11 protein-coding genes are annotated in these 14717 nt (G+C 50.4%); 6 read left to right on the top strand and 5 right to left on the bottom strand.

All coding sequences use genetic code 11. The annotated features are described in order from the left end of the window. Positions 1–3 precede the first annotated feature (3 nt). The 4 genes from feoB to greB all read right to left on the bottom strand — a co-directional run bounded on the left by feoB (position 4) and on the right by greB (position 5920). Positions 4–2325 carry a Fe(2+) transporter permease subunit FeoB gene (gene feoB / locus AACU19_RS23085; RefSeq protein WP_000737014.1) on the bottom strand — a complete coding sequence of 774 codons (2322 nt, stop codon included), beginning with the start codon at positions 2323–2325 and terminating at the stop codon, positions 4–6. Between the two features lie 16 nt (positions 2326–2341). Then, the gene (gene feoA, locus AACU19_RS23090; protein ID WP_001200455.1) at positions 2342–2569 is read right to left on the bottom strand and encodes a ferrous iron transporter A; all 228 of its coding nucleotides are present in this window, start codon (positions 2567–2569) and stop codon (positions 2342–2344) included. A 456-nt stretch (positions 2570–3025) separates the two neighbouring features. Then, positions 3026–5347, bottom strand: a complete 2322-nt coding sequence (locus tag AACU19_RS23095) for a Tex family protein (protein ID WP_000980750.1) — start codon at positions 5345–5347, stop codon at positions 3026–3028. A 96-nt stretch (positions 5348–5443) separates the two neighbouring features. Continuing rightward, on the bottom strand, positions 5444–5920 hold the full coding sequence (gene greB / locus AACU19_RS23100) for a transcription elongation factor GreB (RefSeq protein WP_000856744.1): 477 nt from the start codon (positions 5918–5920) through the stop codon (positions 5444–5446). A 227-nt stretch (positions 5921–6147) separates the two neighbouring features. On the opposite strand from greB, the gene ompR reads away from it, so the two are divergent. The 5 genes from ompR to AACU19_RS23125 all read left to right on the top strand — a co-directional run bounded on the left by ompR (position 6148) and on the right by AACU19_RS23125 (position 10854). Further along, a complete protein-coding gene (gene ompR, locus AACU19_RS23105) occupies positions 6148–6867 on the top strand; it encodes an osmolarity response regulator transcription factor OmpR (RefSeq protein ID WP_001157751.1) in 720 nt (239 codons plus the stop codon). Then, positions 6864–8216, top strand: a complete 1353-nt coding sequence (envZ, locus tag AACU19_RS23110) for a two-component system sensor histidine kinase EnvZ (RefSeq protein ID WP_001253705.1) — start codon at positions 6864–6866, stop codon at positions 8214–8216. Before ompR ends, envZ begins: the two co-directional genes overlap by 4 nt. Before the next feature lie 163 nt (positions 8217–8379). Beyond that, a complete protein-coding gene (locus AACU19_RS23115) occupies positions 8380–9663 on the top strand; it encodes an SMI1/KNR4 family protein (RefSeq protein WP_032185310.1) in 1284 nt (427 codons plus the stop codon). Between the two features lie 37 nt (positions 9664–9700). Then, entirely contained in the window at positions 9701–10231 is a 531-nt protein-coding gene (locus AACU19_RS23120; protein WP_105277453.1) for a hypothetical protein, read from the top strand. Then, positions 10228–10854, top strand: a complete 627-nt coding sequence (locus tag AACU19_RS23125) for a hypothetical protein (protein WP_105271512.1) — start codon at positions 10228–10230, stop codon at positions 10852–10854. Before AACU19_RS23120 ends, AACU19_RS23125 begins: the two co-directional genes overlap by 4 nt. A 52-nt stretch (positions 10855–10906) precedes the next feature. On the opposite strand, the gene pckA is transcribed toward AACU19_RS23125, so the two are convergent. Further along, on the bottom strand, positions 10907–12529 hold the full coding sequence (gene pckA, locus AACU19_RS23130) for a phosphoenolpyruvate carboxykinase (ATP) (RefSeq protein ID WP_001298201.1): 1623 nt from the start codon (positions 12527–12529) through the stop codon (positions 10907–10909). Positions 12530–12907: 378 nt separating this feature from the next. On the opposite strand from pckA, the gene AACU19_RS23135 reads away from it, so the two are divergent. After that, the gene (locus AACU19_RS23135) at positions 12908–14629 is read left to right on the top strand and encodes a DUF4153 domain-containing protein (RefSeq protein ID WP_105278603.1); all 1722 of its coding nucleotides are present in this window, start codon (positions 12908–12910) and stop codon (positions 14627–14629) included. Positions 14630–14717 lie beyond the last annotated feature (88 nt).

Here is a 14717-nt window from a genome sequence, read left to right on the forward strand (position 1 = left end):
TCCTTAGTGGCAATCGCCAGTGGTGCTGGCTGCACAGCAACTGCTTACCGATTTGCGTGTTGCCAGCAGTTCGATATCGACCCGGCTACGCGCGCGACGCAGCAAACCGATAACCACGATGTTAAACAGGATAACCGCCAGAATGCATACCAGGCTGTAGGTTGGATGCTGGCTGTAGCTGGCGACCTGGTAGAACAATGTTGCCAACGAGTAAGCGATATTTAGCCCCCACAGGATGGAGAAGCCCATCCAGCCACGGCTGGATTCACGCGCGATAGCACCCATCACCGAGATACACGGTACATACAGCAGAACGAAAATCAGGTAGCTGTAAGCAGCTGCTGCGCTTCCAAATTTCTGATCCATCACGCCCATCGCTCCGGTACCCATTTCACCGTCGCCTTTGCTCGCTTCAATGGGGTTCATCAGTACGCTAAGACTGAAGGTGTCTTTCAGGCTCTGCCAGGTTTCATCTACCGCGCTGAATAGCTCTTCACCGAGGTTAAATTCCGCCGGATTGAACTCTTCGTCCTGAATATTTTCTGCGGTGTAGAGGGTGTTGAGCGTACCCACCACCACTTCTTTCGCCATTGCGCCTGTAAACAGGCCAACAGTTGCCTGCCAGTTATCTTCATGTACGCCAATCGGCTTGAAGACCGGGGTGATCACCCGGCTGACGGAAGCCAGCGCCGAGTCGTTGATGTTATCGACGATTTTCCCGCTCAGAGAGAAGCTGTTGAAAGCGCTCAGGAAAATGCTGACGATGATAATCACTTTACCAGCACGCAGAACGAAACCTTTCAGACGCTGCCAGGTCTGGATAATCAGGCTTTTAACGTGTGGTACATGGTAGACCGGTAGCTCCATGACAAACGGCGTCGCTTCACCGCGCATGATGGTGTACTTGAGCATCAGGCCAGTCAGCACCGCCATCACAATACCGAGCATATACAGCGAGAAGACCGCCAGCGCACCGTTCTGCCCGAAGAAGGCAGCCGCGAATACGGCGAAGATAGCCAGACGCGCGCCGCAGGACATAAACGGTGCCATCATGATGGTCATCAGACGTTCACGCGGTGCATCAAGCGTACGTGCGCCCATTACCGACGGTACGTTACAACCGAAACCAACGATCAGCGGTACAAAGGATTTCCCGGGCAAGCCCAGCGCCTGCATCAGACGGTCCATCACAAACGCCGCACGCGCCATATAGCCGGAGTCCTCGAGGAAGGAGAGGAACAGGTACATCATGCCGATCTGTGGCACCAGTGGCAGAACGGTGTTAATACCGCCACCCAAGCCCTGGGCGAGGAAGATAGTCAGCCAGTCCGGGAAGTGGAGCGTGTAGCCAATCCACTGAATACCATGCACAAATAGCGCCACGGAGCCGACGTCAAACAACGGCTGTAACGCCCCGCCGATGTTGATAGCTAGCAGGAACATCAGGTACATCACAAAGAGGAAAATCGGCAGACCGAGGAAACGGTTGAGCACGATTTTATCTACCGCAGTGGTGAAACGGCTGGGTTCTGCCGTCAGGGTGTTGCTTACCACATCACAGATGGCAGCAATGCACTGGTAACGCGCATCGGCAATATGCAGCGCCGGATCGTCCATCTCATTACGCAGACGGGCGAGGGCGGCATCAAGATGCTGCGACGCTTCACCGGCGTAGGCGCGGCTGTAGATATCGCCTTCCAGCATTTGTAGGCCCAGCCAGCGACGTTGTTTCAGCGGGATGTCGGAAGGCATCACTTTTGCCAGTGAATCTGCTTCGTTGAGCAGCGGCTGTGCGTAATGCACCAGTTCCACATTCTCGTTAGCTTTATAGCGATCAATCGCCAGCTTGAGCGCTTCAATACCGCGACCACGAGTTGAAACCAGCGGGATCACCGGGCAGCCAAGACGCGCCGACAGAGCATCAATTTCAATGCGAATATTTTGCTTCTCGGCAATGTCTAGCATGTTCAGCGCCACGATGCAGGGAATGCCGAGTTCCAGCAGTTGTAGCGTCAGGTACAGGTTACGCTCAAGGTTAGACGCATCCACCACGTTAATCAGCAGGTCAGCGTCGCCACTCAAAATGTAGTGACAGGCGATTTGCTCATCGAGCGAGGTCTGCGATGAGATGGTGGTCAGAGAATAGGTGCCGGGGAGGTCCACCAGCGTGACCTGATGATCGGTGGTGGAGAATTGCCCTTCTTTACGTTCGACGGTAACGCCAGCCCAGTTACCTACACGCTGACGTGCGCCAGTGAGCTGGTTAAATAAGGTTGTCTTGCCAGAATTTGGATTACCAATTAAGCCAATGGTTAATTTTTTCATTGTTGTTATCACCGTATTAACAGGAAACCGCTTCCACTTCTAATAAGGCCAGATCTTTTTTGCGTAATACCAGGCTCACACGACGGGTTTCGATATGAATGGGGTCGCCAAGTGGAGCGACGCGCACCACATTAAAAGAGGAGCCAGGTAACATGCCAAGAGAAAGCAGTTTTTGGCGATATGCCGGGCTGATTTCACGGGAAAAGCCAGTGATTTTCCACGCAGTATCTGGAGTGTATTGCATAGGTGCCTACTTGTTTCTCATTAACTGGATAACTACCTCATGGGGCGTTTGACAGCGACATGAGACCAGATGATTTGCCAACGAAGGAGAGATTAAATAATCAACAACACAATGATAATGAGAATGGTTTCTATCAGCAATACTTAAAATGTGTGCGAATGTTGGTTTAGATAATAATCTGCGTGAATGTTGATGTGGCTCAAGGTTATATCGCAGCGAAAATATAATTCGAATGGCGAATTATCAGGGCGGGTTAATGTTTAATTAAGGTTTCAGTTGTTAATGAAGTGATAAATATTGACGAAATATAGTGTGAGTTTCGTTGTGGAATAAAAATGCCGGAGATATTCTCCGGCATTTTTATGTCAGGCATGGCGTTTATTGCCAGATGCGGCGTGAACGCCTGATCTGGCCTACGATCTTGTGCAAATTCGAACCGTAGGCCAATCAGGAGGTTTAACGTTTTTTGCCCATTGCCGCCGCCAGCGCATCCATCATCGCGCTGTTACCGGCAGGCTGCGCTTCACGACCGCGTGGTTTGGCTGCCGGGCGGTTGTTTTGCGGACGTTCATTACCGCCGCCGCGACGGGCGTTGGTTTCGCCAGGCTGCTCGTCCAGACGCATAGTCAGGGCGATACGTTTACGCTGAAGATCCACTTCCAGCACTTTCACCTTCACAATGTCGCCCGCTTTCACCACGGTATGCGGATCTTCCACAAACTTGTTCGACAATGAAGAGATGTGAACCAGGCCGTCCTGATGCACGCCAATATCGACAAACGCGCCAAAGTTGGTGACGTTGGTCACCGCACCTTCGAGGATCATACCCGGTTGCAGGTCGTTCATTGTCTCGACGCCATCGGCAAACTGAGCAGTTTTAAATTCCGGACGCGGATCGCGACCCGGTTTTTCCAGCTCTTTGATGATGTCGGTTACCGTCGGCACACCGAATTTCTCATCAGTAAAGTCAGACGCTTTCAGGTTACGCAGTTCGCTGCTGTTACCCATCAGATCTTTCAGTGCCTGCTGTGTTGCTGCCAGAATGCGTTCCACCACCGGATAGGCTTCCGGGTGAACAGTAGAGGCATCCAGCGGGTTGTCACCGTGGTTAATGCGCAAGAAGCCTGCGCACTGCTCGAAGGCTTTCGGCCCCAGACGGCTGACTTTCAGCAGTTGCTGGCGGTTCTGGAACTGGCCGTTCTCATCGCGCCAGGCCACAATGTTTTGCGCCATCATGCGCGTCAGACCCGCCACGCGAGTTAACAGCGGGACAGAAGCGGTGTTGAGATCGACGCCAACGGCGTTCACGCAGTCTTCTACTACTGCGTCAAGCTTGCGGGCCAGCTGCGTCTGGCTGACGTCATGCTGATACTGACCTACGCCGATAGATTTCGGATCGATTTTCACCAACTCCGCCAGCGGATCCTGCAAACGACGGGCGATAGACACCGCGCCACGCAGCGAAACATCGAGATCCGGGAACTCCTGCGCCGCCAGTTCGGAAGCCGAGTAAACCGACGCGCCTGCTTCGCTGACGATCACTTTCTGTGCAGTCACTTTCGGAAACTGCTTCTGAACGTCGAGATAGAAACGCTCGGTTTCGCGGGAAGCCGTACCGTTACCGATTGCCACCAGTTCAACGTTATGTTTTTCACACAAGGCAGCAACGGTCATCGCTGCTTTTGCGGCTTGTCCGGTGTGCGGATAAATGGTGTCGGTCGCCACCAGTTTACCCGTCGCATCGACTACCGCCACTTTTACCCCAGTACGCAGACCCGGATCGAGGCCCATCGTTGCACGCAGTCCGGCAGGGGCCGCCATCAGAAGATCGTGCAGGTTACGGGCAAAGACGTTGATTGCTTCATCTTCCGCGCGTTCACGCACTGTGCCCATTAGTTCGGTTTCCAGATGCATCAGCACCTTGATGCGCCACGTCCAGCTCACCACGCCTTTGCGCCAGCTATCCGCCGGGGCATTGTTCAGGCGCAGGCCAAGGTGATCCATGATGATTTGCTCGCAATAGCTCTCTTTTGGCGGCTCATCGAACTGCGGATCGGCATTCAGCGAAAGTTGGAGTACGCCTTCGTTACGCCCACGGAACATCGCCAGCGCGCGGTGAGAAGGCACCGTTGACAGCGGTTCGTGATGATCGAAATAGTCGCGGAATTTCGCCCCTTCCTCTTCTTTACCGTTCACCACCGTAGAAACCAAATGCGCGTTCTTCCACAGATAATCACGCACTTTCGCCAGCAGCGCGGCATCTTCGGCAAACCGTTCCATCAGGATATAGCGCGCGCCGTCCAGCGCGGCTTTGGTATCTGCTACGCCTTTATCGGCATCAACATATTGTGCAGCGGCGACTTCTGGTGTGTGCGACGGATCGTTCCACAGCAGGTCGGCCAGTGGCTCAAGTCCTGCTTCAATAGCAATTTGCCCGCGGGTGCGGCGTTTAGGTTTGTAGGGCAGGTAGAGGTCTTCGAGTTCGGTTTTGCTTAAGGTGGCGTTGATAGCATTCGCCAGCTCGTCGGTCAGTTTGCCTTGCTCGGAAATGGACTTGAGGATTGCCTGACGTCTCTCTTCCAGCTCGCGCAAATAGCTCAGACGCGTTTCCAGATTACGCAACTGCGTGTCATCCAGACCGCCGGTGATTTCCTTACGATAACGTGCGATAAACGGCACAGTATTCCCTTCGTCAAGCAGGCGAACGGCAGCGTCAACCTGTTCCGGGCGCGCCTGAATTTCACCCGCAATAATGCGGCAGAACGAATCATTCATCATGGTTTGAGTTCATCTTTTCGGATCAAAAATCAGGGGATAGTTATACGGACTGGCTGGCAAAAATGCCAGCCATCGGCAGGAGGTTAAGACTCTTCCTTACGGTTTCACGTACTCGATAGCATTAACATACCAGCTCGCTTCCCCGGCAGGGGTATTCACCACCGCCAGATCGCCCACTTCTTTTTTCAGCAATGCGCGGGCCATTGGGGAATCGATAGAGATGTAATCTTTACGGCCAAAAATTTCATCGTAGCCGACAATACGAAAACGGTGAGTCACGCCATCGTCGTTTTCAATCTCCACCCATGCGCCAAAAAAGACTTTGCCTTCCTGTTGCGGGGAGTAATCGACGATTTTGAGATTTTCCATGCATTTAGTGAGATAGCGCACGCGACGGTCGATTTCACGCAGACGCTTTTTATTATACTGATAGTCAGCATTTTCGCTGCGGTCGCCCAGACTTGCAGCCCAGGTCACTTTTTTTGTGACCTCCGGGCGCTCTTCACGCCAGAGATAATTTAGCTCTTGTTTGAGTTTTTCATACCCTTCCCGGGTAACCAGGGGCGTTTTCATCTCGTTGATTCCCTTTGTCTGTTTGATAATGCGCACATTGGGTATAACGTGATCATATCAACAGAATCAATAATGTTTCGCCGAATAAATTGTATACTTAAGCTGCTGTTTAATATGCTTTGTAACAATTTAGGCTGAAATTCATACCAGATTTAGCTGGTGACGAACGTAAGCTTTTTTAAGAATACACGCTTACAAATTGTTGCGAACCTTTGGGAGTACAAAGAATGCAAGAGAACTACAAGATTCTGGTGGTCGATGACGACATGCGCCTGCGTGCGCTGCTGGAACGTTATCTCACCGAACAAGGCTTCCAGGTTCGAAGCGTCGCTAATGCAGAACAGATGGATCGCCTGCTGACTCGTGAATCTTTCCATCTTATGGTACTGGATTTGATGTTACCTGGTGAAGATGGCTTGTCGATTTGCCGACGTCTTCGTAGCCAGAGCAACCCGATGCCGATCATTATGGTGACGGCGAAAGGGGAAGAAGTGGACCGTATCGTTGGTCTGGAGATTGGCGCTGACGACTACATTCCAAAACCGTTTAACCCGCGTGAACTGCTGGCCCGCATTCGTGCGGTGCTGCGTCGTCAGGCCAACGAACTGCCGGGCGCGCCGTCACAGGAAGAGGCGGTAATTGCTTTCGGTAAGTTCAAACTTAACCTCGGTACGCGTGAAATGTTCCGCGAAGATGAGCCGATGCCGCTCACCAGCGGTGAGTTTGCGGTACTGAAGGCGCTGGTTAGCCATCCGCGTGAGCCGCTCTCCCGCGATAAGCTGATGAACCTTGCCCGTGGTCGTGAATACTCCGCAATGGAACGTTCCATCGATGTGCAGATCTCGCGTCTGCGCCGCATGGTGGAAGAAGATCCAGCGCATCCGCGTTACATTCAGACCGTTTGGGGTCTGGGCTACGTTTTCGTGCCGGACGGTTCTAAAGCATGAGGCGATTGCGCTTCTCGCCACGAAGTTCATTTGCCCGTACGTTATTGCTCATCGTCACCTTGCTGTTCGTCAGCCTGGTGACGACTTATCTGGTGGTGCTGAACTTCGCGATTTTGCCGAGCCTCCAGCAGTTTAATAAAGTCCTCGCGTACGAAGTGCGTATGTTGATGACCGACAAACTGCAACTGGAGGACGGCACGCAGTTGGTTGTGCCTCCCGCTTTCCGTCGGGAGATCTACCGTGAGCTGGGGATCTCTCTCTATTCCAACGAAGCTGCCGAAGAGGCAGGGCTGCGTTGGGCGCAACACTATGAATTCTTAAGCCATCAGATGGCGCAACAACTGGGCGGCCCGACGGAAGTACGCGTTGAGGTCAACAAAAGCTCGCCTGTCGTCTGGCTGAAAACCTGGCTGTCGCCCAATATCTGGGTACGCGTGCCGCTGACCGAAATTCATCAGGGCGATTTCTCCCCGCTGTTCCGCTATACGTTGGCGATTATGCTATTGGCGATAGGTGGGGCGTGGCTATTTATTCGTATCCAGAACCGACCGTTGGTCGATCTCGAACACGCTGCCTTGCAGGTGGGTAAGGGGATTATTCCGCCGCCGCTGCGTGAGTATGGCGCTTCGGAGGTGCGTTCCGTTACCCGCGCCTTTAACCATATGGCGGCTGGTGTTAAGCAACTGGCGGATGACCGCACGTTGCTGATGGCAGGGGTAAGCCACGACTTGCGCACGCCGCTGACACGTATTCGTCTGGCGACCGAGATGATGAGCGAGCAGGATGGCTACCTGGCAGAATCGATCAATAAAGATATCGAAGAGTGCAATGCCATCATTGAACAGTTTATCGACTACCTGCGCACCGGGCAGGAGATGCCGATGGAAATGGCGGATCTCAACGCAGTGCTCGGTGAGGTGATTGCTGCCGAAAGTGGCTATGAGCGGGAAATTGAAACTGCGCTTTACCCCGGCAGCATTGAAGTGAAAATGCACCCGCTGTCGATCAAACGTGCAGTGGCGAATATGGTGGTGAACGCTGCTCGTTACGGCAACGGCTGGATTAAAGTCAGCAGCGGCACGGAGCCGAATCGCGCCTGGTTCCAGGTGGAAGACGACGGTCCGGGAATTGCGCCGGAACAGCGTAAGCACCTGTTCCAGCCGTTTGTCCGCGGCGACAGTGCGCGCACCATTAGCGGCACTGGGCTAGGCCTGGCGATTGTGCAGCGTATCGTGGATAACCATAACGGCATGCTGGAGCTTGGCACCAGCGAACGGGGTGGGCTTTCCATTCGCGCCTGGCTGCCAATGCCGGTAACGCGGGCGCAGGGCACGACAAAAGAAGGGTAAATAAAACGGGAGGCGAAGGTGCCTCCCGTTTTATTTTGTGCACTCAGTATCTACTGAATGAATACGGTTTCAGACATCGGCACCATACGAAGTAAAGTGTACTGTAAGCTGATTGCAGGCTAGCGTATCCTGATTAGTAAAAGCACACTAAAGGAATAGCTTGATGCAACTTACCAACGAAGAACAAGTACAGATTGCTCGTATAAAAGAAAAAATCCCACGCATTGCCGCACTGGATCCTGAATGTAAGTTATTCGGTTCTGAAGGTTGGAAATATCAATGGCCGAAGCCTGCCAGCGAGGCGGAAATAGCTTCCTGGGAGAAAAAACATAGCGTCACTTTGCCACGGGAATATCGAATTTTTCTTCGCTATATCGCTAATGGCGGTCCGGCACATGCCTACGGTCTTGAATCTTTAGGCGGTACAGATATTTATGGCGATATAACAAAAGAAAGCCCTGTACCGCTTTATATGACGCAGCAGGATGTTGATGTGTTGAATGCTGGCCGTACAGAAGATGATGAAGAATATAGTTTTTTTGACGGCGCATTGACCATTCTCACCCTGGGATGTACTTATGATATTTGCCTGGTGGTGACGGGGCAGTATCGCGGAAGGTTAATGCTGACTGATGGTGATGAAGATTATCCGTTTGATTTTATATATGATAAAAATTTCCTCAACTGGTATGAACGCTGGCTGGACGATTTTATTGCTGGTATGAGTATGAAGGGTTTCGATAGAAGTTTGCCAGGAACGCAAATTCAACTGCGTGAGTGGTTTTTAACTGAGAAAATCCCGGATTTACGTAGATCCATTTTATTCTCGCTATGCCGTTTTCCACAGATAGAACCCGAAACTTTTGCCCTTTGGGAACATGTTTGCCGCACAGAGAATGATAAAGAATTGTGTGAAGAGGCATTCATAAGATTACGCCAAAAAAAAGTTTCTTGTGCTGCAGATATTTTTCGACTCTATTTTACAATGCCAGATGAATTACGTGATATTGCTATTAAAGATCTCCGTTTTGCCTGTAGAGATAGTGTGGTGAATATTGAGGATTATATTCATTCACTGTTAATAATAATGCCTGAACTTGACGATGACACTCTATCCTCAGCTGTCTTTGCTATACGAGAAACAGAGTATAATAAATATGATACTTTTCTGCCGCTTCTCGAACGTATCACTGATGACCGTCAGCAAACATTATTGTGGGCGATGAGTAAGGCGCCTGATTTCAATGAAAGCCGAGGATTCGTTGAGTTGGTATTACCGCTTTTTGCATCATCAAAGATGGAGAATGTAAGGAAGGCTATTTTGTTGCTCATTGAAGTTAAAGATAATCGTATTCCACCATTGGTTGATGAAGCTGCAACTCGTTTCCCTGAACTGACCATTTTACGAGAAAACTACTATCTCAGGACGTGGGGACATAAGCCATAAATTAATGGCTCAGAAATGATCTAACGCGGAGAGAAATATGATCAGGGAACATATTCAGCAAGCGATAAATACCAGGTTAGCATTTGATGGCCCATTCAATGTTGTTCCTGAACCTGCAAGCACTGCGTTTGATAGCCGGATCCCGACATTGAAAAACGGTGTCTGGCAGAAGGCCAGCCCTATGTTGCAGGCGCGTTTTGCACATTGTGGACGTTGGTTAAGCGCTACACATGGAAGCTGGCTAAGTATAAGTGACATGGAAACGCTTTGGCAGGAACACATAGAAGATACGTTTCTTGATGAAATCAAAATGAATGCTGTAGCTTCAAGTGATAATTGGGATAACCATGCCTTGGGACTATTTCGTTCTCATCGCCTGTCACTTTTTGCCGGTAGTGATTACAGTTATGAAATGGTTTTTCTCCTTTGGCTAGATAGTACCGTTGAGCCAGAGGTCTGGGTTTATGACTGCAATGGGGAATCACGTTATAAAGATCTTAATGATTACCTGAATGCATATATTAATGATGACGTAAGCGCCTGTGAGCGCTCCTGGCGAGTAGAATGAATAGCCCCCCTTGCCCCTTTGATCCACAAACCGCACATTACCTCGGCACAGTGCAAATCCACTACACCCAAACCGCCTTCAACGCTGCCGTTAAGCATTATACCTGTTACATTAAAAAGCGTTTTAAAGGGTTTAAATGGGGAATTCGAACCGCTGGCTTATTGGCTATACTGCCCATGATCCCACAATGGTTGAAACCTTCTCATGACTTTAAACTCAACGCAATCAGTACGTTAATTCTTCTATTAATGTTGCCACTCCTCTTATCAATGTTCCTGTTAATCAGCAGAAGAATTAACGATTTTAAGTCAAAAACAAAGCAAGTTACTTTTACGAAACCCGTGCGTTATGCGTTTTATTTCGAGGGGATTGTTTTTTATGAATCTCATCAGCAGGGCATACTTCGCTGGGAAGATTTTTATAGCATTGAGTATGAAGAAGATTATTTGTGGCTTTTTCTGCATTTACCGAAGAGTTGGCCCAGAGAAGCGACGAAAGCGTTTTGCGATATTTTCATTCCCACCAGCGCGATAAAAGCGCAGCCTGAACTGGATACGTTTTTTCGTGAAACACGCCACTCGCTGGATTATCTGTTTGTCCCGTTTAATTCTGACAGAAAATAAAAAATCCCCCGTATCTGGTGAAACGGGGGATTTCGTCGCTTAACTTATCGGATTACAGTTTTGGACCAGCCGCTACCAGCGCGGCACCCGCAGGGGTGTCGGTGTATTTATCGAAGTTGTCGATAAACAGTTTCGCCAGCGTTTCAGCTTTTTCCTGCCACTGTTCCGGAGAAGCGTAGGTGTTACGCGGATCGAGGATCTTAGTGTCTACGCCCGGCAGTTCAGTCGGGATCGCCAGGTTAAACATCGGCAGAGTGAAGGTTTCTGCGTTATCCAGCGAACCGTTGAGGATAGCGTCGATAATGGCGCGGGTATCTTTAATGGAGATACGTTTGCCAGTACCGTTCCAGCCAGTGTTAACCAGATATGCCTGCGCACCCGCCGCTTGCATACGTTTCACCAGCACTTCTGCGTACTGAGTTGGGTGCAGCGACAGGAACGCCGCGCCGAAGCAAGCGGAGAAGGTTGGCGTCGGTTCGGTGATGCCACGTTCAGTACCGGCCAGTTTGGCGGTGAAGCCAGAGAGGAAGTGGTACTGAGTTTGATCGGCAGTCAGGCGAGAAACCGGCGGCAGCACACCAAAGGCGTCTGCGGTCAGGAAGATAACTTTAGTTGCGTGGCCCGCTTTGGAAACCGGTTTAACGATGTTATCGATGTGATAGATCGGATAAGAAACGCGGGTGTTCTCGGTTTTTGAACCATCGTCAAAATCGATAGTGCCATCTTCACGTACGGTGACGTTTTCCAGCAGCGCATCGCGACGGATAGCGTTGTAGATTTCAGGTTCCGCTTCTTTCGACAGCTTGATGGTTTTCGCGTAGCAGCCGCCTTCGAAGTTAAACACGCCATCGTCATCCCAGCCGTGCTCGTCATCGCCAATCAGGCGACGTTTCGGGTCGGTGGAAAGGGTGGTTTTACCGGTGCCGGAAAGACCAAAGAACACCGCAACATCGCCTTTCTCGCCAACGTTGGCGGAGCAGTGCATAGAAGCGATGCCTTTCAGCGGCAGCAGGTAGTTCATCATTGAGAACATCCCTTTCTTCATTTCGCCGCCGTACCAGGTGCCACCAATCAGCTGCATGCGCTCGGTCAGGTTAAACGCCACGAAGTTTTCGGAGTTCAGACCCTGTTCTTTCCACTGCGGGTTAGTGCATTTTGCGCCGTTCATAACGATAAAGTCAGGTTTAAAACCAGCCAGCTCTTCATCGCTCGGGCGAATAAACATGTTTTTGACAAAATGCGCCTGCCAGGCCACTTCGGTGATGAAACGGACGGAAAGACGCGTGTCTGGGTTCGCACCACAGAAAGCGTCGACAACGAACAGACGTTTGCCGGAAAGCTGTTTGGTCACCAGGCCTTTAAGATGCTGCCAGGTTTCCGGAGAGAGAGGTTTGTTGTCGTTCTTACCTTTGCCTTTGTCTGCCCACCAGAAAGTATCGCGAGTGGTATCGTCACGGACGATATACTTATCTTTTGGTGAACGACCGGTGAAGATCCCGGTATCGACGGCAACGGCACCCAGATTAGTTAACACCCCGCGCTCATAACCTGTCAGGCTCGGATCGAGCTCTTCCTGATACAGCAGGTCGTAGCTTGGGTTGTAAACGATATCATGTACGTCACTGATACCATAAGCCTCGAGTTCTTGCGGGGTCAAACCATTGTTAACGCGCATTTCACTGCTCCTTAGCCAATATGTATTGCCTGAATAGTAAAGTCTTTTTGGGGGTGTTAACCGCGACAAGGCTCATAGATTTACGTATCTGGAGAAATTCATATTTGACAAAAAACTCCGTGATTCCTGTCACGAAACGGTTGCTATTATCGCAGAAATAGCATTTTAGGTGTGGAAAATGTTCTTAAAAGGTTAAATCTTGGTTTATATGGCGGGAATATTGTGAGTGGAATCGCATTCCTGAATGAAATTGATGCAAATTCAATCAGTAAAGTATCGATTCACCACGCTAACTTTTTTTGATTATTTTCTGAAAAAAGCAAAATACTACGGCCCGGATGCGATAATTAACCCACTTTTTGATTCTGGATAACTAACATGGATAACGTTGAACTTTCACCCGCAACACGCTGGGGGATGATTGCTACCGGATTACTTCAGGGTCTGGTTTGCTACCTACTGATCGCCTGGCTTGCCGGAAAAAATCTCAGTTGGATTGTTTATGGCGTGCCTGCGACCGTCGCGTTTTCATCCGTTTTACTCTTCTCCGTGATCTCCTTTAAACAGAAGCGCCTTTGGGGATGGCTGGCGCTGGTGTTTATTGCCACGCTGGGAATGAGCGGCTGGCTGAAGTGGCAAACTGATGGCATGAACCCCTGGATAGCTGAAAAGGCGCTTTGGGATTTTGGTTGCTATCTGCTGCTGATGGCGATGTTGTTGCTACCGTGGATACAACAAAGCCTTCGCATCCGCAATGACAGTAGCCGCTATCGCTATTTTTACCAGTCAGTATGGCATAACGTACTTATATTACTGGTGATTTTTCTCGCCAATGGCCTGACGTGGCTGGTACTTTTACTGTGGGGCGAGTTGTTTAAACTTGTTGGCATCACGTTTTTCAAAACGCTCTTTTTTGCAACCGACTGGTTTATTTATCTCACGTTAGGTCTGGTTACCGCACTGGCGGTGATCCTCGCGCGTACACAGTCACGTTTAATCGACTCTATTCAAAAGTTGTTCACGTTAATCGCCACGGGGTTGCTGCCGTTAGTATCATTGCTAACCCTGATGTTTATCATCACCCTGCCGTTTACGGGCCTGAGCGCGATTTCTCGCCATATCTCCGCCGCCGGGTTGCTGTTGACGCTGGCCTTTTTGCAATTGGTTTTAATGGCTATTGTCCGCGATCCGCAAAAAGCGTCACTTCCCTGGACGGGGCCGTTGCGTTGCCTGATTAAAACCGCTCTGCTGGCTGCTCCGCTGTATCTGTTCGTCGCCGCCTGGGCGTTATGGCTGCGGGTCGCTCAGTACGGCTGGACTGTCGACCGCTTGCAGGGCACGCTGGCGGTGCTGGTGTTACTGGTATGGTCGCTGGGGTATTTTGTCAGTATCGTCTGGCGTAAAGGGCAAACCCCTCTTGTTCTTCAGGGCAAAGTGAACCTTGCGGTTTCGTTATTGGTGTTGGTAATACTGGTGCTTCTTAATTCGCCGGTACTGGATAGTATGCGCATTAGTGTGAACAGTCATATGGCACGTTATCAGAGCGGCAAAAACACGCCAGACCAGGTAAGTCTCTACATGCTCGAACAGAACGGTCGCTATGGACGTGCAGCGCTTGAGTCGCTGAAAAGCGATGCCGAGTATATGAAAGACCCGAAACGCGCACGGGATCTGCTGATGACGCTAGGTGGAGAGAAATATCTTGAGGCACAGGTATCGGAAAAAGTATTAGCCGAAAATGTGTTAATTGCTCCAGGTTCAGGCAAACCGGATGCGACATTCTGGTCGGCCTTAATCCAGGATTATAACGTCATGACTTGCATTGAAAAGGACGCCTGCGTATTGGTCGAGCAAGATCTGAATAGTGATGGTCAGGTGGAGCGGATCCTGTTTGCTTTTAATGATGACAGAGTCATTGTCTATGGCTTTGATCCGGCCAGAAAAGAATGGGACGCGCTTGATATGAGTTTACTTCCGCGCCAAATAACGAAAGAAAAATTACTCGCTGCTGCGAAGGATGGAAAACTGGGGACGAAGCCTAAAGCATGGTGTGATCTGACGGTAGATGGTGAAACGCTGGAAATAAACCTAAGTAAGTGACAATGCGTATTTGATTTTTTATCGGATACGACGCTTTATCTTACCAACAATAACTTGCGAATTATTGCGTAGGCCTGATAAGCGCAGC

It is taken from the genome of Escherichia sp. MOD1-EC4550 (genome assembly GCF_963876935.1).
Classification (GTDB): domain Bacteria; phylum Pseudomonadota; class Gammaproteobacteria; order Enterobacterales; family Enterobacteriaceae; genus Escherichia; species Escherichia coli_F.